Source organism: bacterium (genome assembly GCA_016699995.1).
Classification (GTDB): Bacteria; Patescibacteriota; Doudnabacteria; order UBA920; family UBA920; genus UBA920.
Genome location: CP064996.1, coordinates 587,555 through 606,918, shown reverse-complemented (window position 1 = coordinate 606,918; position 19,364 = coordinate 587,555). Strand labels below are relative to the sequence as shown.

16 protein-coding genes are annotated in these 19,364 nt (G+C 45.7%); 14 read left to right on the top strand and 2 right to left on the bottom strand.

The features are described 5' to 3' along the window. Window positions 1-2: 2 nt before the first annotated feature. The gene (locus IPM19_03250) at window positions 3-1,721 is read right to left on the bottom strand and encodes a phospholipid carrier-dependent glycosyltransferase (GenBank protein ID QQS22623.1); all 1,719 of its coding nucleotides are present in this window, start codon (window positions 1,719-1,721) and stop codon (window positions 3-5) included. Window positions 1,722-1,767: 46 nt separating this feature from the next. Here IPM19_03250 and IPM19_03245 point away from each other — a divergent pair, with 46 nt between their 5' ends. From IPM19_03245 to rplU, 5 genes are all read left to right on the top strand, one after another. Further along, window positions 1,768-2,142 carry a hypothetical protein gene (locus IPM19_03245; GenBank protein ID QQS22622.1) on the top strand — a complete coding sequence of 125 codons (375 nt, stop codon included), beginning with the start codon at window positions 1,768-1,770 and terminating at the stop codon, window positions 2,140-2,142. A gap of 3 nt (window positions 2,143-2,145) precedes the next feature. Beyond that, window positions 2,146-3,813: a glycosyltransferase family 2 protein gene (locus tag IPM19_03240; protein ID QQS22621.1), complete on the top strand. Its 1,668-nt coding sequence runs from the start codon at window positions 2,146-2,148 to the stop codon at window positions 3,811-3,813. Then, window positions 3,813-4,880, top strand: a complete 1,068-nt coding sequence (locus tag IPM19_03235; protein ID QQS22620.1) for an undecaprenyl/decaprenyl-phosphate alpha-N-acetylglucosaminyl 1-phosphate transferase — start codon at window positions 3,813-3,815, stop codon at window positions 4,878-4,880. Before IPM19_03240 ends, IPM19_03235 begins: the two co-directional genes overlap by 1 nt. A gap of 116 nt (window positions 4,881-4,996) precedes the next feature. Then, window positions 4,997-5,431 (top strand): hypothetical protein, encoded by a 435-nt coding sequence (locus tag IPM19_03230; GenBank protein QQS22619.1) that lies wholly within the window; start codon window positions 4,997-4,999, stop codon window positions 5,429-5,431. 76 nt (window positions 5,432-5,507) lie between these two features. Beyond that, window positions 5,508-5,816, top strand: coding sequence for a 50S ribosomal protein L21 (gene rplU, locus IPM19_03225; GenBank protein QQS22618.1), 309 nt, complete (start codon window positions 5,508-5,510; stop codon window positions 5,814-5,816). A gap of 40 nt (window positions 5,817-5,856) precedes the next feature. Here rplU and IPM19_03220 read toward each other — a convergent pair whose 3' ends face one another. After that, entirely contained in the window at window positions 5,857-6,288 is a 432-nt protein-coding gene (locus IPM19_03220) for an FdtA/QdtA family cupin domain-containing protein (GenBank protein QQS22617.1), read from the bottom strand. Window positions 6,289-6,469: 181 nt separating this feature from the next. Between IPM19_03220 and rfbB the strand changes: the two genes are divergently transcribed. The 9 genes from rfbB to IPM19_03175 all read left to right on the top strand — a co-directional run bounded on the left by rfbB (window position 6,470) and on the right by IPM19_03175 (window position 19,364). Beyond that, the gene (rfbB, locus tag IPM19_03215; GenBank protein ID QQS22616.1) at window positions 6,470-8,644 is read left to right on the top strand and encodes a dTDP-glucose 4,6-dehydratase; all 2,175 of its coding nucleotides are present in this window, start codon (window positions 6,470-6,472) and stop codon (window positions 8,642-8,644) included. A gap of 65 nt (window positions 8,645-8,709) precedes the next feature. Further along, window positions 8,710-9,726 carry a glycosyltransferase family 2 protein gene (locus tag IPM19_03210; protein ID QQS22615.1) on the top strand — a complete coding sequence of 339 codons (1,017 nt, stop codon included), beginning with the start codon at window positions 8,710-8,712 and terminating at the stop codon, window positions 9,724-9,726. A 74-nt stretch (window positions 9,727-9,800) separates the two neighbouring features. Continuing rightward, window positions 9,801-10,730 carry a glycosyltransferase family 2 protein gene (locus IPM19_03205; GenBank protein QQS22614.1) on the top strand — a complete coding sequence of 310 codons (930 nt, stop codon included), beginning with the start codon at window positions 9,801-9,803 and terminating at the stop codon, window positions 10,728-10,730. A gap of 71 nt (window positions 10,731-10,801) precedes the next feature. Continuing rightward, complete coding sequence (locus IPM19_03200; GenBank protein ID QQS22613.1) at window positions 10,802-12,313, top strand: sortase; 1,512 nt, start codon at window positions 10,802-10,804, stop codon at window positions 12,311-12,313. A gap of 391 nt (window positions 12,314-12,704) precedes the next feature. Beyond that, on the top strand, window positions 12,705-13,424 hold the full coding sequence (locus tag IPM19_03195) for a hypothetical protein (protein QQS22612.1): 720 nt from the start codon (window positions 12,705-12,707) through the stop codon (window positions 13,422-13,424). Between the two features lie 45 nt (window positions 13,425-13,469). Next, window positions 13,470-14,543 carry a hypothetical protein gene (locus IPM19_03190; GenBank protein ID QQS22611.1) on the top strand — a complete coding sequence of 358 codons (1,074 nt, stop codon included), beginning with the start codon at window positions 13,470-13,472 and terminating at the stop codon, window positions 14,541-14,543. A gap of 192 nt (window positions 14,544-14,735) precedes the next feature. Further along, window positions 14,736-15,461: a glycosyltransferase family 2 protein gene (locus IPM19_03185; GenBank protein ID QQS22610.1), complete on the top strand. Its 726-nt coding sequence runs from the start codon at window positions 14,736-14,738 to the stop codon at window positions 15,459-15,461. Window positions 15,462-15,524: 63 nt separating this feature from the next. Then, window positions 15,525-17,420 carry a S8 family serine peptidase gene (locus IPM19_03180; GenBank protein QQS22609.1) on the top strand — a complete coding sequence of 632 codons (1,896 nt, stop codon included), beginning with the start codon at window positions 15,525-15,527 and terminating at the stop codon, window positions 17,418-17,420. An 87-nt stretch (window positions 17,421-17,507) separates the two neighbouring features. Beyond that, window positions 17,508-19,364: a hypothetical protein gene (locus tag IPM19_03175; protein QQS22608.1), complete on the top strand. Its 1,857-nt coding sequence runs from the start codon at window positions 17,508-17,510 to the stop codon at window positions 19,362-19,364.

Here is a 19,364-nt window from a genome sequence, read left to right as displayed (position 1 = left end):
AGTTATTTTATAACGTACAAAGCCATTACAGTCTGCCCGAATTTATTGCGGATCTCTTGGCTTAGTGCCGCATTAGGGTGATACTGCTTGAACTTTTTGATATCAAAGATACTCGACTGGGTGAAGATGATTTTATCACCTGGCTTTAAGCCGGTTAATTCCCAGGAATTTTCTGGGTCTACCTGTTTGTATGGCTGACCGTAATCCGATGTTAAGTAATCTGTGGTCTGTACTGAGAATTTATCTAAAATCAAATAGGTGTCGTCTTTGCTGCCATATGACTTGAGGTATTCGGAAACCGGCGTTAAGTCACTGCGGAAAGCGTAGAAGTTTTCCGGACTGTTGTACGCTTTCACAAAATAGTGAATATAAGTTTGAGATACTAGTGCAAGTACAAAAGCTGCATACATCACTCCGACGGCACTTAAGATCAATTTTTGCTTCCAGGCGGAGATTTGCATCATGTAAGGATGGCCAATAGCTTCGGCACGTTCCTTAACCGCCCAGATTCCCAGCGCTGCCATAATAAAGACCGGCGGAATTGTGCCGATGGCGCGCAAGCCATGAGGAATACCTTCGGCGGTGGTAACGACAGGGATAAGCATGGACCAGAACCATCCGGCCAACAAAAAGTACATCCAATCTTTCTTATGCTTGCCTGGCATAAAGGTATAGCGGGCTGCGCGGAGGGTTGCCATAATTAAGCCGATGAGGAAGAAAGGCGAGATTATAATAGAGAGGAATGGCTCTCCAGAAATGTTATGGCGCCAGTTTAGATCACCGTCGGCGAAGTATGCCTTCAAGCTTAAGGCTGTAACCTGACCTAGTGTGCCGATTAAATCGCCTTGATTGAGTTCGGGGTTAAAGATGGAGACTTGCCCGCTGCGCCCTACAAAAGAGCCTGGGTGGGTATAAAAATAGTGGGCGAGCGGAGCGATCACGGCTGCGAACACGACAGCAGCCAGCACCGCCGGAACAAAAAACTTCTTGATCTGAGCAAATCGATTAGAGAACGCAGAAGCAGCTTGGTTGAGTGGTGCCTTTCCTTTAAACCGAATTCCGTTCCATAGGTCCAATAGCATAGGCCATAGGACCACGATAGCCACGACTGGCACGAAAATTCGATATGCAATATAGGTGTAAAAGCCTAGCGCTAAGGAAGCCCCGGTTGCGGCCGCCAGCCAGTAGCGCTTAGCGCGCGACCTTGCCTGATACGTAGCAACCAAGAAGAATAAAGTTAAAGTGGTAAATAGGGGAATGAGGTTGGCACGGAAAGCCGTGCGGGACAGCACAACATGCCATGATGATGCTGCCATAATAAAGGCCGCAAGCAAAGCTATCCATGTAGCGCGCTCTTCGTTAGTCCGGCGAGTAAATTCGTCATCATCGTCATTCCCGGAAAGAAGTAGTAAGCGGCGTGTTAGATAGAATGTAAAAATTGTCGCCAGTACCCCGACTAATGCAGAAATTATATGATGTTGCCATGGGCCTTTGTCGAAAACTTCTACACTACCCCATAGCATATAGAAGAATAATGCTTCACGGCCATTGCCCCGTTCGTAGAAAGGCTGAAGCTGGCCATTTTCCATCATATTAATGTCCAGGCCATTGGCAGCTTCATCAGGAAAAAGCCCGCCGGGCATTTGCCCGATCAGGTAGAAGCGGAAAAATATTGCTACAATGATTACCGCGAAAAAAAGATACTTTTGTTTTGATGTCATATCTGGTGGTTACTACCTGCAGAGTTTGTTATAATGACTCCAGATTATGAGTGATTTAACCCATCCTAGCAGTCAAAATATGCATGCCGAGAACCAGTTTGCCAAGGTCGCAACATTAATGTGGGTCTTGGCAGTGATTGTATTTATTTTATCATTGGTTGTAATAATTATCAAAGTTTTTAGCTCTTCAGAAGTTTCGGCTCTCCGTTATAATATTATTGTCGGTGTAACCGAAATCGGCAGCCGCTATCAATTATTTCAGCTGCCTTTGGCGGGTTTTTTGATTGGCGTTGTAAATTTTGCATTAGTGAAGCTGAATAAATCCAGCCAGCAGATCCTTCCTTTGCTTGCTGCACTGGTAACCTTATCATTAAATATTATCTTGCTGCTCGCTGCAGTGCTGTTGTTCCAAGTAAATTAATTTATGAGTGCACCTGTTTTTAGAAAGCGTACGCGAGTAGACCGATTGTGGGAAATTATCCCGGGACTGTCTTTTTGGACTGTCTTTTTTGGCGCAATCCTCCTTTCTTTTTACCGACCAGTCTGGGCAGCGATTTTTATTGTGTGCTTTGACTTATACTGGGTCCTCAAGGCCTGTAATGTTGCTGTTCACCTCATTGCCAGCTACCGTCGGTTTAGAGTTTACGTAACCTTGAATTGGATGGAGTTTGTGGAACTGTTACCCGAAAAGGAAAAGTTAATCACTCTATATAAAGAGCGCCTGCCTAAGACTACTCGCTCACTGGAGCGCAAATTTTACCGCAAACAGATCAAATATTTGAGCAATATGAAGCCCAACGGTGTTATTAACCGTCCGTATAGGGATTTTTACCATGTAATTGTGGTGCCTTTTGTAGACGAAGGGATTATGGTTCTTCGTTCCACTTTTGAAGCTTTGGCAGAAGTTGAATATCCTAAAGATAGAATGATGATTGTTCTTGCTTCCGAAGAGCGCGCCGGCGATGCGGCCCAGCAGACAGCAAAGGCAGTGGAAAAAGAGTTTGGTTCCTTATTTGCCAAAATGTTTATTACTGTTCACCCCGACGGTCTACCAGGGGAGATCAAGGGTAAGAGCGCTAATGCCAGCTATGCAGTTTCTTCGTTGCTGCCCGAGTTCGAAAAAATGGGCATCAAGCAGGATGAAATTTTAGTTTCCAACTTCGACAGCGACACTATCGTGCATCCGCAATATTTTACCCGCGTGATGTATGAATTTTTAACCAACGAAAAACCATATCGACGCAGCTATCAGCCGATTTCGGTATACAATAATAACATTTGGGATAGCCCGGCATTTATTCGCGTAGTGTCGGTGTCTAATTCGTTTTGGCAATTTACAGAAAGCTCTCGTCCGGATCGTCTCCGCACTTTTTCTTCCCATTCCATGACGCTGCAAACTTTAATCGATGTCGGTTTCTGGAAGAAAGACATTATCAATGAAGACGGCTATATCTTTTGGCAATGCTACATGCATTACAAAGGCGATTACGAAGTGGTGCCGTTGTTTATTCCGATTTCGTTAGATACGTGTTTGGCGGATACTTTTTGGCAGACCTTAAAGAACCAGTATAAGCAGAAGAAACGCTGGGCTTATAACGTGGAATATTACCCGCATCTCATTCCGGCCATGCTAAAGCTTAAGGCTCCACTATGGGATAAGACAAAGAAATTGTTCCAGTATGTGGAGGGGAACTTTAACTGGGCGACAGCGAGCCTGCTTATTACTACTTTAGGCTGGCTTCCACTAATCATCGGCGGTCCGGAGTTTAAGCAGACGGTTATTGCTTATAACCTGCCTACGGCTACCCGCACTTTAATGACGATTGCTACAGGGTTTTTGATTTTTAGCGTGTATATTAATTTAATCTTATTGCCGCCACGCCCTAAGAAGTACGGCTGGACCAAGAGCGTAATGATGTATTTGCAGTGGTTTCTAGTGCCGATTACGTCGGTGGTATTTGGCAGTTTGCCGGCAATTGAGGCGCAAACTCGCCTGATGCTAGGCAGGTATTTGGAATTTTGGGTTACGCCTAAGGCCCGCAAAGGCGAAGTGACAGGAAGAGATATGCAAGAAATGAAAGGCGCAAAGTAATGTGGTACTTGTTATTTTTCGGCATAGCTGCTGCGCTGGCAATGGGCATCACTCCGTTAGTGCGCAGCTTTGCAACCAAATTTGGCTATATGGACATACCTCGCCCTCCGCGAAATCTTCATTCCAAGCCTGTTGCTAAACTAGGCGGCGCTGCAATTTATCTAGCGGTCGCGATTTCTATCGGAATCTTTTGGCTCACCGGCCATATTGATTTTAATATTGTGCCGCAAAAATTTATTTGGGCAATAATGCTAGGCGGATTGGTTTTAGTTATCAGCGGATTGTTGGATGACAAGCTGGATCTGCCGGCAAAATATTTATGGCCGTTCCCCGCCGCCGCCGCACTGATTGTAGTGTTTTCCGGCATTGGCATTGGCATAAAATTTTTGTCTAACCCGTTTGGCGATCCGATTGATCTAAATTTTATGATCGGAATGATTCCTGCTTCCGGCATATTCATTTTTATTTGGCTAATGGGCATGATGTTTACCACTAAGTTCCTGGACGGCTTAGACGGGCTTGTGGCCGGAATTGGCCTGATCGCCAGCTTAACTTTATTTGCTTTGTCTTTGACCGAAAGAGTGAATCAGCCGATCACAGCGACATTGGCAATTATTCTAGTAGGGGCTTTGGCCGGCTATTTAATTTATGCTTCCAATCCGGCCTCAATATTCTTAGGCGAGGGGGGCAGTACCATTGTTGGTTTTTTCCTGGGAGTCTTTTCGGTAATATTGGGCGGGAAAATTGCAACGGCATTATTGGTGATGGGGATTCCTATTTTAGATGTGGCGTGGGTCATTACCCAGCGATTATGGTATAGAAAAAGCCCGTTCATAGGGGATAGGCTTCATCTCCATTTTAAGCTTTTAGATTTAGGATTCACTCAGAGGCAAACAGCTTTGGTTTTGTATGCTATCTCTGCCGTATTTGGATTCACGGCAGTATTTTTGCAGAGCCGTGGCAAGCTGGTAGCGCTGGGCGTGCTGTTCGTTTTAATGGCCGCGCTCATTCTTGGCGTGATCTTTGCGTACCGCCGCAAGCAAGCTGCTAATATGCTGGCGCGGTAAGATGTTGACCAAATAAAATCCTATTTGTTATAATTAGAGGTGGATCTATAAAAAGTTAACCCCTTGAAATAGAAACCCTTAGATCGTAATCCAACCCCTAGGAGGCCCCAACTTGTATGCCGCAAGTTCGAATGAAGAAGGTTACGGAAGATAGCGTAGTCAGGCACTATGTGTGCTTAAAAAATCTCTTGCTTTCCAACCAGCAAGATGCAGCAGTCAGGTATTTTTGTGATCAAAATCTGATGGCCAATTGGCGCGATTTGTTCCAGTACGCTGGAACTCAAAAAAACTGCCCAGTCTGCACCTTGATCATCGATATGGTTTACCAATTTGGCAATTTTTCCGAAGAAGAATTCCCTTTAGAAATCACTAAAGCTACCCATGGGATTCAGGTTGATTTTTCCCGGCGGATCAATCACTACCTGAAGTCTGGAAACTTCGAGCAGAAATTAGCTAAGTACCATGAACTCAGCCAGGCTGTCGCCGACGCTGTTTACAGCAAAGGATTTGACTTCGTCAACCTAAAACCCCGTCACTTTCAAACCGCATAACCCCTTTACCTCAACCTTTGTGTTGACAAAAAACCCCGGATTCGCTAGAATTACGGGGTATTAATTTTATTACTTTATGTCATTTGCAGTTATTGCCACCGGCGGAAAACAGTATTTAGTTGCCAAAGGTGAAAAAATTCAGATCGAAAAACTAGAAGGTGAAGCTGGTGACCAGGTAATCTTTGATCAAGTCCTCGCTACCGTTACCGATAAAGATTATGCCATTGGCAAACCGACTTTATCCGGCCAGACTGTAGAAGGCAAGATTATCAAGCAGGGCCGCGGTGCCAAGATTCATGTCTTAAAGTATAAGCCAAAGAGCAAGTACCGTCGCAAGATCGGTCATCGCCAGGCTTTTACAGAAGTCGAAATCACTAAGATCTAAACTAAACCACCCGAACGGGTGGTTTTTTGTTTTTATAGAGTTATTTATCAGCCGGCTGCCAGCCTTCGTCTTTGATTCTTCTTTGGTACTCTTCGTAGTCTTCCAAGTAATCGCTGCGGTCGGCGTTGTATTTGGTAGAAGATAAGGCAAGAAAAGTTGCATCCTCGGAAAAATCTTTAAAGCCATGCCACACATAGTTGCCCACGTAGATAGCTTGACCTTGAGCCATGGGGAACTCCTCGAGTCCGTAGCCTCGATCAATGATAGCTGTACAAGAACCTTTGGCCATCACGAATAATTCTTTTTCTATGAAGTGACAGTGCTGGCCGGTGTTACCTTTAAGATCTGTTAAATAATAGACCCGCTTTATGTCGTAGTCGACATAGGTGGCCGCATCAATTTCGTACAGCTCGTACATGTTGTCTCGGCCTTTAACGTGCTTGATGTCTAATTGCTTAAATTCGAGTTTCATAAAATTCATTTAATTTATTTCATTATAGCAAAAATGAGATGCTGTTTTAATCGAATTTTAGGTATTTATTATGCTGAATTTACGCAAATATGCAAAACATTTTAGCTTTGACTTTAGAGGTTGTTTTGATAGAATTACAGGTAGAGTAACACTGTAAAATCTTAAGAAATTAAAAAGTTTTATGAAAGTTTTAGTCACCGGCGGAGCCGGATTTATTGGTAGCAACTTTGTTCGCTATTGGTTGAAGAATCACCCAAATGACACGGTGGTAAATTTTGATGCGCTTACTTACGCGGGCAATTTAGAAAGCCTGCATGACTTAACAGTTAACCCGGAATACAAAGATCGCTACAAATTTATTCATGGTGATATTACAGATGCAGCCGCTGTTCGCGAAGCAATGAAAGGTGTAGATGTAGTGGCACACTTTGCAGCTAACTCTCATGTGGATCGCAGTATTGTTGAACCTGGAAATTTTGTTAACACTAACGTAATCGGAACCCAAGTTCTTTTGGAAGAAGCGAAGAACGCTGGTGTCTGGCGCTTTCACCATGTCTCAACTGATGAAGTTTACGGAACTTTAACTGTCGAAGGCGACGAATTATTTACAGAAGAGACCAAGTACGCTCCTAATAACCCTTACTCTGCCAGCAAGGCGGGTTCGGATATGATTGTCCGCTCTTATTATAAGACTTACGATTTTCCGGCGACCATCACTAATACCTCTAACAACTTTGGCGCATATCAGTTCCCTGAAAAATTCATCCCTCTATGTATTACCCGTTTAATCGATGGCAAGAATATCCGTTTGCACGGTAAAGGCGATCATATCCGTGACTGGCTGTTTGTAGAAGATCATTGCCGTGCAATCGAGCAAGTCTTGCGTCGCGGCAAACTCGGCGAAGTTTATTTGGTTGCGGGCCGCGCCCAGCTTTCCATTTTAGAAGTTGCACAGCGCATTTGCCAGATCTTCGGTGTAGGCGACGAACGTATCGAATTTGTCCCAGACCGTCCAAGCAACGACAAAGCATATAAATTAGACTGGAGCAAGATCAACCGCGAGCTTGGCTGGGAGCCTTTGTTCAGCTTCGACGAATGGCTAGTTCAGACTGTGGATTGGTACAAGAACAACGAAGCTTGGTGGCGCCCGTTGGTTAAGCAGAGTTTTGCGTGGGGAAGCACTGGCCATAGGGAAGAGGAAACAGCTACCAAATCTGTTTCTATTCCTGTATCTATGCCTTATGGTGCTTCTGCCTTTGCAGCTGCAGATAACACCCAGCAAGCATCTTATGGCCAAGCTAGCGAAGTTATTACTCAGAACGAGCAACAGCCTATTACTTTTTTAGAAAACTCCAATCCGCTTACAACACCGTCACCAATAACCATTGCAGCTCAAAAAAAAAATAAAGTTCTAATCTTCGGCAACGGTCAACTAAGCATGCACTTTCAAAAGTACTATCAGTCGCAAGGTGTAGAAGTAGCGGTCGTTTCTCGTCCGAATGTGGATGTCCTTAACTATGCCCAGGTAGCAAATGCGATTGCAGAAGTCCAGCCAACCATAGTGCTCAACTGCACCGGCTCTACGAATGTAGATTGGGCAGAAGCTAATCAGGATGAAGCGGCAGCTGTTAATATCGGCGGCGCAGAAAATATCGCGCGCGCTTGTTTGGAGAAGAATGTTTATCTGGTACATTTCTCTACTGGCTATGTTCATAGTTCCGTCAGCGTTAACGACGAACGAACAGAACTCGACCAGCCTAACCCGATCAATTTTTACGCATACTCTAAAGCCAAAGCCGATGAAAGCCTGATGCAGCTTACAAAGCAGGGTTTGCGGGTGTTAATTGTCCGAACCAACATGCTTTTATCTGCGGTGCCTCACCCCAAGAATGTTTTGGCAAAAATGACTATCTATAATAAATTCCACGATATTCATAGCTCGATGACAGTCATCGAAGATCTGGTGGTCGCTACAGATAAGCTGGTCCAAGATCAGAAGACAGGTTTGTATAATGTTGTAAATCCAGGTCTGAGTTCTCCGCTCAAGATAGCTACCATGCTAAAGGAGATTATTAATCCTGATATGCAATTGGAAGTTTTGTCTAAAGAAGATGTAGAAAAGATGTATGCAGTTCGCCGTCCCGATTCGATTCTCTCAATTGCAAAATTGAATCGCGAAGGCATTCAGATGCCAGAAATCAATCAGCGCTTGCGCGGCATTATTACTGTCCTGCGGGATAATTTGCGCAGCGAGTCGGCAAGAGAGATTCTGGCCTTTACTGCCCAGGAAGACCAGAAGAAGAAGGATCTCAAGCAGACGCAGGTAATCAACCACTTGTTTAATAAGAACAGTTAAAAGTTTAACAGCAGATGGCGCGCTAACCGAAGCGCGCTTTTGCTCTGTTAAAAAGTAGTGTATTCATGAATCAATTTCCCAAAATTTCCGTAAACATACTTGGAACCAACGAGAAGCACCATTTGCAAAAAGCTTTTACTAGCATTTTCAAACAAGACTATCCTAATTTTGAAGTGCTGTATATAGACAACGCTTCAACTGATGGCTCAGAAGAGTTTGTGCGCCAAAATTTCCCTCAAGTAAAGATTTTGCAAACCGGAGAAAATCGTCATTATGGCCCGGCTCATAATAAGGGCATCGCTGCTACAGATAGCGAGTTGGTGTGTATTTTAAATACAGACTTAGAGCTCGCCCCGAATTATCTGTCCGAAGCTGTGAAAGCGTTGATGCAGGACGAAAAGATTGCCGGAGTGCAGGGCAAGACGTTGCGTCCCAAAAAGAATCCTAACGATCCTAATGAGCAGCAAATCATTGATGGTACTGGGTTAACAATAGACCGCATGCGCATAGTGCGGGATCGCGGCCAGCTCGAAGTAGATAAAGGCCAGTACGATACCCCTCAGGAAGTCTTAGCTATTTGCGGCTCTAATCCGGTTTATCGCCGCGCAGCATTGATGGATGTAGCTATTAGTGGCGAGGTTATAGACGAAGATATGCGCGCTTTTTTTGACGATTCCGACCTTGGCTGGCGCTTGCGCCATCAAGGCTGGAAGCTTTGGTACCAGCCCACGGCTATCTCTTACCACGAGCGGGGAGTGGGTCAGAGTCCAGGCGGTTACAGAAATATTTTCGCCTTGGTAAAGTTCCGCAAGCAGTTTTCTACCATGACCAAACAGTTGTCTTGGCGCAATAAAATCTTTTTGACTCTAAAAAATGATTTTGGGAAAACTCTGCGACGCGATTGGCCGCGGATACTCGTGAGGGAAATTGCCACTTTAGGCTTTATTACAATTTTCGAAACCAAGACTTTGCTGATTGTCCCGACAATGATCCGCCAACTGCCGAGCATTCTTCGCAAGCGACGCATAATTAAAAATCGGAGCGTGCTAGGCGACGAAAATATCAGCCGTTTTATTATCTAAGAAAGTAAGTTGAGAAAATCGCAACGGGTACATACTTATCCTCGCACTCAAAATTACGATATTCAAATATTATTATGGACATCTCATTTATCATCACGCCTTGGAATTGCCGCGACTTGCTGGAGGCAACACTAAAATCAATTTATAACAGCCAGACAAAGTTTACCTATGAAGCTATTGTTTACGACCATGGGTCAACCGACGGTACTTTAGAGATGGTGGAAAAAGATTTTCCTCAGGTCAAACTGATTCGCGGCGGAGACGTTGGCTTTGCAGCAGCGAACAACGAAGGCATTAAGCTTTCCAGTGGCCGCTATGTAACTTTACTGAATGCCGATACAGAACTATCAAGCGACACAATCGAAACCATGGTGTCGTTTATGGATGCAAATCCTAAAGTTGGCATCTCTACCGGTAAAGTTGTGTTAGCGGTTAACGGGAAGTTAGATAAAGCTTGTCGACGGAGCTTTCCTACCCCATGGGTGTCTTTTACAAAATTTTCCGGGCTGGCCAATCTGTTTCCAAAGAGCAAATTATTCAATCAGTACAATTTAGAATACTTGAATGAAGACGAATCGTATCAGATAGATAGTTGTGTTGGTGCCTTCGAATTAATTCGCCGCGAAACCATGGACCAGATCGGACTGCTTGACGATACATTCTATATGTACGGCGAAGACATCGACTGGTGTTATCGCGCCAAGCAAGCCGGTTGGGAAGTATGGTATTACCCGAAAACCACAATCTTTCATTACAAGGGCTACTTGTCTGGCAAGCAGACTGCAAAGAAGAAGCATAACCCGCGCCCGACTTGGGAGTTTCATCGCGCCATGATTTTGTTCTACTATAAGCATTACGTAGATAAGTATCCGCGCATGCTGACTTGGCTAATCCAGCTGGCCATTTGGGGTAGATATTTGTTAATTTCTAGATTCAAAGTTTATCCGGGCGCGTCTTTTAACGGCAATCCTAATCCGTATTTAAAGAAACCGTCAATAAACTAAGCAGTATTTTGTTTGACAAAATTGGCATTTTTAGTTATAATGTGGTTTAATTTTAATAACAGTATATATTTATGGCTGAAGACGACAAAAAGTTTCCCAATGCGAGCGAAGGCGTTGCCGGCTTGTTAAATATTGATCCTAACAAACAGGCTCCCCAGCCTGTTGATGAAGAAGATAATAGCCCAGAATCAGCTGAGGCTCATTCAATGTTTTCGGATAAAACAGTCGCGGCTCCTAGCAATCTGCCCGTGGCAGATTTGCCTGTGGACTCAGCCCCGAGAGCTGCAGAAGATCAACCCGTCGAAAAACCCGCACCTGCAGAGATGCCTGGAACGTCAGCCAAGGAAGAAGCAGAAGCTAGTTTGGGTACGCATAAATCCGCTGGCGCCGAACCTTCTATACCGGAAGAGGCTCGTACACGTTCCGTTGGTTCTGTTTTCAAGAGTATTTTGCCTTACGCAGCAATTTTCGCCATTGGCTTGGGTTTGTACTTCTTTTACTTTAGTGACTTTAGCTTGAATAGCATTTTCAACTCTGACCTGTTAAAGATCGAGAGCTTAACAAAGGATGAAACTAATAAGGAATACGAGCAGCTTAAAAAGGACGCAGAAGGGGATTACAGAAAATGGCTTAGCCAGTTTTTTGTAGATATTAATGACGACAGCATTATAAGCATGGATGCCGACGTGTCTGGAAACGGCCTGTCCAACTTCGAAAAGTATTTGCTTAATTTAAATCCGAAAGTCTATGCTACCCGCGGCGGAGTGGGCGACGGTCAGCTTGTATTGGAAGGTATAAATCCGTGGACAGGAAAGCAATTTACGGACAAGCAAAAAGCGCTGGTGGAAAAATATATCAATCCGGAATTAATCAGCAATCGAATTACGGCAGCAGCTATTACCCGCGGAGTAACTAAGTATGCTCAATATGTAAACGACGATTCACCCTATTACATCGACCCGCAGACTTTGCAGCAGATGGGAGCTAATGGTCAGATTATCGTTTCTCCAACTCAGATAGCTACTACTACTCTTGGCAGCGTGCCTGTGAACACGCAGCCTGGCGCTGGTAATCCAGGACCGGGTGGTTCTGTAGCCGCAGCTCCTAATTTGCGTCCGGATGAAAGCATCGATCAAAGCAAGCCCGGCCTATTAGAAATCCCGAGCAATAAAATTTCTGTGCCATTAATCTGGACACAGGATGTTAAAAACTTTGACCCTGATCTTAAGAAAGGCGTAGTCCATTACCCTGGCACCGCGATGCCAGGCGAAGTTGGTACCGCTTACATCTCCGGGCACTCCAGCGGCTATTTATGGGACAAGAGTCCGTACAAGCAGATCTTCGCAGTATTGGGGGATGTTAAAGATGGAACTTCATTTACCATTACGGCAACCCAGAAGAACGGCAAGACAGTGCGCTTTAACTATGTAGTGGAACGCCGCGGTGAATATGCCGCTAATGATCAGGCTCAATTTATCAGCACCGCTGACTCTGTAGTGGCATTATCAACCTGCTGGCCGGTGGGCACAACAGCTCGTAGGCTTGTATTATTTGGTAAGCTAACCCAAACAGAAAGAAGCTAGATTTAAAAACAACAAAAAAGTCCAAATTTTCTCACTAGTCCTCGGCCTCCAGTAATCACGGGTAAGGTCTGCGGAATCGTTCGAAAACTGGACTTTTTTGTTTTTAATAAGCCTACTTTCGGTCCTGGATCAGGCTTGACAAAATGCCTATTTTATGCTAATATACGGGGTCAAGTAAAAGACCTTATTCCCAAGACGAATTTGCTTGATATATAGCAAAACTAGGTATATATTTAGGTGTTGGATACGTTTTTGCTCGGTTCCCCAGGTATTTTCCTACAGTCTGGCAGGAAACGAGCGTAAACATGTCTGGCACCGCGCCATGCAGCAGAAATATGCTGCGGTAGCGGCGTTAAACAGCAGAACTTTGAAAACGCCTTAAGGAGGGCATATGAAAAAAATTATTGTTATAATCGTTGCTTTATTTTCTTTGTCGACCGTTGCCCTTTCACAGGGCGATCGGTGGAATGTGCAGATTGTTGTCTCCGGTTTCGAAGACAACGCGGCTGCGCTGGCTGCGATATCTAAAGATGTCCAGTCGGACAAGGAGATCATGAAGACTTGGCGATTGGTTCGCTCGCATCCTGAGCTTATACTCAAGGTAACGGCGAAAACGAAGCGTATTGAAATCTGGAACGAAATTGACCAGTCGGTAGCGAACCGCAACGCGATGCTGAAGACGATCGAAAGAGAGTCTCAGCGCGCAGTTCGCAGAATTCGCCACCGGTCTGGAAATGGTTGGGTCAGGCTTGGTGCTCAGATCGGCCGAGACATTGCTGTCTCACGGTATGTGGCCCCAAGGTATGCTCAGCAAAAATTCCGCATGGCCGAGCTTGTCTCTCTTGTAGAGATGGAGCTAATCGATGTCGAAACTCGCAAGGTCACTGCCTTTTACTCCGGCTCTAAGTCGGTTGTGCTCAAAGAGCATAAGATGTACGGGCAGGAACCGATGATCGAAGTCATCGGTGGGCTTCCGGCGGAGTTAGATCCGCAGGAAACCAGGCCGAAACAATTACTTGCTTTGGCAGCGTATGCCGAAGCTAAGAAGCTTGAGAACAGAATAGGGACAGAGTCCGACAGGGCCGTCTCGCGCCAGAGGAGGGCGTTATAAAGTAAGATGAGAAATAAGGTAATAACGTTTGGTATCCTACTGGCGATGGTTCTAACTTCATTGCCGGTAGCTGTGGTTTCGGTTTCGGCGCAGACACGCCGTCAGAGCACTCGTACCCAGAGCAACGAAGCGATGGGTCCGTACGTTCAGACGGTAGTCGGCACTTCGGAGTACTACTCCGACGATTCCGTTTTCTTTCGCTCACGCAAGGTTTTCGTCTCTCGCGTCGATCTTCAGATCGGCGCCAGCCCCCAGGTGCGTGGCGGTCTTCGCACCGCTCCTGGCATAGACGAAGAGGATGTTAAGTTGGAGCGGCGCATTTTGGTCGCTACCATGACCTCCGCCAACAACATTTACATGGGCTATCTGAGCCCTGTCGTAAATGGCCAGCAGATCTACGTTCGTCGAAAAATTGCTACGAAACAGATCATCGCAATTATCAATTGCGGTAACTGGACGCGGCAGCTTGGATCGGATTACTCGTTCCAGGAATGCGACAAGACCCCTGGTCCTTGCATTCCGGGCGAGATGACGACCAAGACGGAGATGGCCACCGAAGAGGATGGTTCTCCGGTAACGATCGTTACCAGTTCGGACGGGTGTACAACCCGTATCGAAAGAACGATCGTGCGCACTAAGATCGAAACAAAGATCGAGAAGGAAACCGAGTACGTAAAAGAATGCGTGCCCGGGGCCTGGCTCGATGTTTACGAGCACGGCAATTTCAACGGCAAGCTCGGCAAGTCATTCAAGGTAGCCGAGGTTATTGGAGGATTGCCGGGCGAACTACAGTCCGCTATTGTGGCACAAGTCACAAAAGAAAAGGTAAACTATCTGATGATCCAGCAGGGCGCTTGTGAAAATGAGCGAACTCGGATCAAGGTCAGGTGGTTCACCAAGAGTGGCGGCTGGAACTGGGTTTCGTTCCTGGTCGGCACTGCAGTTGGCGCTGCTGTTGTCTACTTCATAAAAAGAAGCGACAAGGCAAGGAAAACCAACACTGTGCAGCAGCCTCCGCGCGGCACCACCTTTACCGGTGGTTCCACTGGTTCCGATGGAAACCCCACGGGCAGCGGAAGCGGCTTAGGGACAGTTCCTACTAGGCCGCGGAGGCCATGACAATAATTTGTTCTATATTCGACGGTTCAAGGTAATACTTGGGCCGTCTTTTTTTTTGCCGCGCATATATTATTAGTTTTTAACTCTTTTATTCACCTTCCAGTTAAGCGGGCACGGAAGCTAATCACTAGTTCGGAATAACCGAATTTAATGATATAATAAGGAAAATAAAGCATTTTTAAAGAAATACATATGAAAAAACTTTCCGTTGTTATACCGGCGTATAACGAAGAAAAGCGCATTACCGAGACTCTGCAGAACATAGACAGCTATCTAGAGAAGCAATCTTATGACTACGAAATCGTCGTGGTCGTCAATAATACCAAGGATCGCACCTTTGAAGTTGTTCAAGAGCTGGAAAAGACCACTGTCCAAAAGGCAGTTGCTATGAATTTAAAAGAGGGCGGCAAGGGCAACGCGGTACGCCGTGGCATTTTAGAAAAGGCCACCGGCGACATCGTCATGTTCATGGATGCCGATAATGCTACTCCAATTTCTGAGATCGAAAAGTTCCTGCCTTACTTTGACCAGGGTTTCGACGTAGTGATCGGTTCCCGCTACACCAATCCCGATTTGGTAAAAGTGCACCAGCCATTTTACCGTATTTTATTGTCCCGCATGAGCAATTTGCTAATCCAATTTTTAGCTGTTCCTGGAATCAAAGACACTCAATTAGGTTTTAAAGCTTTTACAGCCAAGGCTGCCAAAGATATCTTCCCCAAGGTAAGAGTATTGCGCTGGGGGTTCGATATGGAGGTGCTTACCATAGCCTTAGCCAAGGGCTATAAGATCAAAGAGATCGGCGTATCCTGGACCGAGCACGGCGGCGGGCATGTACCGTTAAGCGCGTATATCGAGTCTCTTATCGACTTGTTTAAAATCAAACTCCGTTCTCTCAGCGGTCAATATAATAAATAGCTGAAACTTTTTGGCTGCAATTGCGTCTAAATAAGGTAGAGAACCCCAACCAAATTCATGTTTTTGAAATATAAAATTTGCCGAAATACAATATTGCCGATAATTGCGGCAATTTTGTTCATGGGTGTTTTCGGCGCCGGCAAGCCGTTCGCTTCCGCAGCGGCGCAGACGGAAAGTCCATCGGCCTTCGCGGTTAACTTTTCATATATAACAAAACTCAATTCTGCAGACACTTCACTGCTTCGAGAGGTGGCGGTAAATATCAATAAAGAATTTGAATTCAGTTCCGCCGCACAGTTTAAGAATATTTATACATTCCAGTCTTCTTTGCCTGCAAATGCAGTGCGTCAGAAACTGGTAGGGCAGTCGCCAGCCAGCGCCGCATATGTTGAATACAACCAGGCTGTACAGGCTGAGCAGCTCACGGTTACTCAGCTGCCTAACGACCCAGGCTTCAGCACAAATGAATTCAATATAGATAAGCAGTGGGGGTTAGCCAAAGCTAAATTTATCGAAGGCTGGGATAAAACTAAAGGCAATACTGCAACCGTTGTTGCCGTAATCGATACCGGCATCGACCGTACTCACGAAGATATTCGCGCGACTCGTTTTATCGACGGGTATAATGTGATGACTGGAAAGAAAATTATCAATTATACAAACTCAGATGATAACGGCCACGGTACTTTGGTTTCTGGAGTAATAGGGGCTGTCACAAATAATGCTACTGGTATCAGCGGGGCCAATTGGAGCGTGACCTTAATGCCGATAAAGGCGCTTAATACCAGTGGCAGCGGTTCTGCCAGCAATCTTTCCGAAGGAATTGTATGGGCAGCCGACAACGGTGCTAATATTATCAATTTATCATTGGGTGGCATCGGATTTTCGCACGACACTACCTTGGCAAATGCTATTACTTACGCGTTTGATAAAAACGTGGTGGTAGTAGCGGCGGCCGGGAACGATGTAGCCATTACCGGCGGCAATTTGGATATTGAACCGGTGTTTCCGATTTGCAACGACAACGGAAAGAACATGGTGATCGGAGTTACCGCTACGGATGTGAACGACCTCAAGCCCAGTTTTGCAAACTACGGAAAAGCGTGCGTAGACGTAGCGGCGCCCGGACGACGCATTCTCTCTACTATTAACCACGATCCTGCAACGGGGTTGGATGCCCCAGACAGCTATGCTTACGCTTCGGGCACTTCTTTGGCGACCCCATATGTTAGCGCACAAGCTGCCTTGTTAAAATCTTTGTTCCCATTGGCTTCTAATCGCCAAATTCGGGACCGCATTATTTCTACCGCGGATAACATTGATAACCTCAATCTTTATCAGTGCGGTGGCAAATCTTGTAAAGGGCTAATGGGAAGCGGGCGCATTAACGTGGCCAAGAGTTTGCAGGATGCAATCATTTCTATTACCGACGGCGATATCGTTCAGGTAATCGGTACCAGCGATTGGTACTATATTAACGGGGGCAAGCGCCAGCTGATTTCTGCATTTGTAAGGAATCAGCGTTACAGTACGGCTGTTCCAAAGCAAGTGTTCATGTCCGAGCTAGAACGCTTTCCCGAGGGTTCGTATGCAGAGCCTAGCGATGGAACTTTAATCAAAACTCCCGATAGCGGCACTGTATATTATATGAATAAGGGCCTGCGCCTTCCTGTGACTTATCAGATTTTCCTGATGCGCAATTTTGATTTTAAAAACGTTTACACTCTATCGTCATCGGAAGTTAATTCCTGGGTCGCCGGCAGTTTTCTAACCCCGCCGGAAGGCACCTTAGTGAGGACCGGGAAAAACCCGACAGTGTATTGGGTAGTAGGCGAGGTTCTTCATCCGATAAACTTCAAGTTTTACCAGGATCGAGGCTTAAGCATCTTTCCGGTGGTTTACATTTCGGACAATGATCTGACAAAACTGCCAACAGGGGCAAGTTACGTTTTGGATTAATGTTCGGTTTTTATCCTGAATATGCCCAATTAAATTTTTTCCTGCACAAAATTTGAGTTAATTAACCCTATGAATTAAGATAAGAATATGCACAAAACAAAAATTCTACTTTCAATATTTATCTTTACGTTATTTGTAACGTCTTTAAATTTAGTTAATACAGCTCAGGCCCAAGAAGCCCCTTTGCCAGGATTCAATCCAAACCGTCTGGTGGAAGATTCTGTATTCAGCGATAAAACTGCGATGGGAAGCGCGGAGGGGATTCAGAAATTTTTAGAAAGCAAAAATAGCATCTTAGCTAACACTAGCAGCGATTTTGTTGCCAAGCTGCGCGAACCAACCAATTCGACTTTAAAAGTTACGTTAGAAGATCCTCGTCCCAGCATGGATCGCTTGCGCACTGCTGCAGAATTAATCTGGGATGCTAGCCAATCCAGCGGCATTAATCCCCAAGTCATAATTGTGACTTTGCAAAAGGAGCAGAGCTTAACCACAGGCCATCAAGGCTCATCCCCAGAACGGCTCCAAACCGCATTGGATTATGCGATGGGCTTTGGCTGTCCGGATTCTGGCGGTTGCGCGGGATTATATAAAGGCTTTTACTTTCAGATTTTCGGTAATGTAGATTCGGAAAATAACCGTTATTTAGGTGCGGCTAAATCCTTGATGCGGTCATTTACTACCCCGGGCGGACGCGGACCACTATATAATGGAGCGGTGTCCAAGGTGGGCGAGACCATTGTCCTTGGCAATACCCTGGGTGGTTACAGCGGAGTTCAGGCTCAGCAAAGCGTTACATTGGAAAACTCCGCTACTGCTGCATTGTACAGATATACTCCCCATGTTTTTAATGGCAATTATAACTTTTGGCGCTACATGAACCAGTGGTTCCGTTATCCTAGCGGTACCATCATCGCTTCTCCAAACGGGCAAAAATTCATGATCCAAAATGGCAGCCGCATGCAAATCAATGATTTTATAGCCCGCGTGCGCAACGTCAATACTGCCAGCCCGGTTCTGCTGAGCTTTAACGAGCTGGAAAGCTATCCGGACGGCGGACTGCTGGGTTTAGCGGACAATACAGTAGCCATAGCAGAGGGAAAGGTGCATGTTTTTCTTAATAACAAGAAACACCCGGCTTCTGAATTTATCCTCAAGCAGCGCGGTTTAAGTTTGAATAACGCTATTACTGCTTCGGTAGCAGATCTGGCACCGTACCCGGACGGCCCTCAGCTGACTCCGGCCGAGGGATCTGTACTACGCGGTTATAACGGCCCTGCGGTATACGTGGTGGAGAATGGACAGCTTCGTTTGGTTTCTGCGTTAGTATTCGCTCAGCGCAACCTGGCTAGCAAGATTCAGCTGATGCCGGATAGCGAATTGGCAACTTTGCCGAAGGGCGGCTTTCTAGCTCCTGCGAATGGCACACTTATAAAATCTCCTTCGGTACAGACTGTATTCCTTGTTGTCGACCGTATCAAGCGCCCAATGACTTACTTAGTCTTCCGTACTTATAATTTTAAGTTTTCGGACGTACAAACTATCAGCGATGACGAGATGCTGGCGATGCCGATCGGGAATTTGGCAGAACCGAAGGATCCGACTTACTATCAGGTTGCGGGCAGCGGGGAATTGTATATATATAAAAACTCCAGCCGGCACTTCTTATCTAGCTTTGTCGCCAAGCAGCGCGGCATAACACCGGATGTTACCTTTAGTGCAGATGAAGTTAAGAATTGGCCGGAAGGCGATCCGATCTTTCCTAGAGACGGAACCTTGATCAAGGCAGATAACAGTCCGGCGGTGTATATTATCGAGAAGAGCCAGCCGGTCGCCCTTAGCGGCGCAGATTTTGCGGCTCGAAAGTTGAGTTTCAAGAATGTAGTGACTTTGCCTGCAGCAGAAGTTGCGCGGTATTTAGGCAAGGGTGCCGGAGAACGCTAG

Excerpts from the sequence above, each read along its gene's own strand:
- IPM19_03250 (QQS22623.1), bottom strand. The coding sequence starts at position 1,721 with ATGACATCAAAACAAAAGTATCTTTTTTTCGCGGTAATCATTGTAGCA.
- IPM19_03245 (QQS22622.1), top strand. The coding sequence starts at position 1,768 with ATGAGTGATTTAACCCATCCTAGCAGTCAAAATATGCATGCCGAGAAC.
- IPM19_03240 (QQS22621.1), top strand. The coding sequence starts at position 2,146 with ATGAGTGCACCTGTTTTTAGAAAGCGTACGCGAGTAGACCGATTGTGG.
- IPM19_03235 (QQS22620.1), top strand. The coding sequence starts at position 3,813 with ATGTGGTACTTGTTATTTTTCGGCATAGCTGCTGCGCTGGCAATGGGC.
- IPM19_03230 (QQS22619.1), top strand. The coding sequence starts at position 4,997 with ATGCCGCAAGTTCGAATGAAGAAGGTTACGGAAGATAGCGTAGTCAGG.
- rplU (QQS22618.1), top strand. The coding sequence starts at position 5,508 with ATGTCATTTGCAGTTATTGCCACCGGCGGAAAACAGTATTTAGTTGCC.
- IPM19_03220 (QQS22617.1), bottom strand. The coding sequence starts at position 6,288 with ATGAAACTCGAATTTAAGCAATTAGACATCAAGCACGTTAAAGGCCGA.
- rfbB (QQS22616.1), top strand. The coding sequence starts at position 6,470 with ATGAAAGTTTTAGTCACCGGCGGAGCCGGATTTATTGGTAGCAACTTT.
- IPM19_03210 (QQS22615.1), top strand. The coding sequence starts at position 8,710 with ATGAATCAATTTCCCAAAATTTCCGTAAACATACTTGGAACCAACGAG.
- IPM19_03205 (QQS22614.1), top strand. The coding sequence starts at position 9,801 with ATGGACATCTCATTTATCATCACGCCTTGGAATTGCCGCGACTTGCTG.
- IPM19_03200 (QQS22613.1), top strand. The coding sequence starts at position 10,802 with ATGGCTGAAGACGACAAAAAGTTTCCCAATGCGAGCGAAGGCGTTGCC.
- IPM19_03195 (QQS22612.1), top strand. The coding sequence starts at position 12,705 with ATGAAAAAAATTATTGTTATAATCGTTGCTTTATTTTCTTTGTCGACC.
- IPM19_03190 (QQS22611.1), top strand. The coding sequence starts at position 13,470 with ATGGTTCTAACTTCATTGCCGGTAGCTGTGGTTTCGGTTTCGGCGCAG.
- IPM19_03185 (QQS22610.1), top strand. The coding sequence starts at position 14,736 with ATGAAAAAACTTTCCGTTGTTATACCGGCGTATAACGAAGAAAAGCGC.
- IPM19_03175 (QQS22608.1), top strand. The coding sequence starts at position 17,508 with ATGCACAAAACAAAAATTCTACTTTCAATATTTATCTTTACGTTATTT.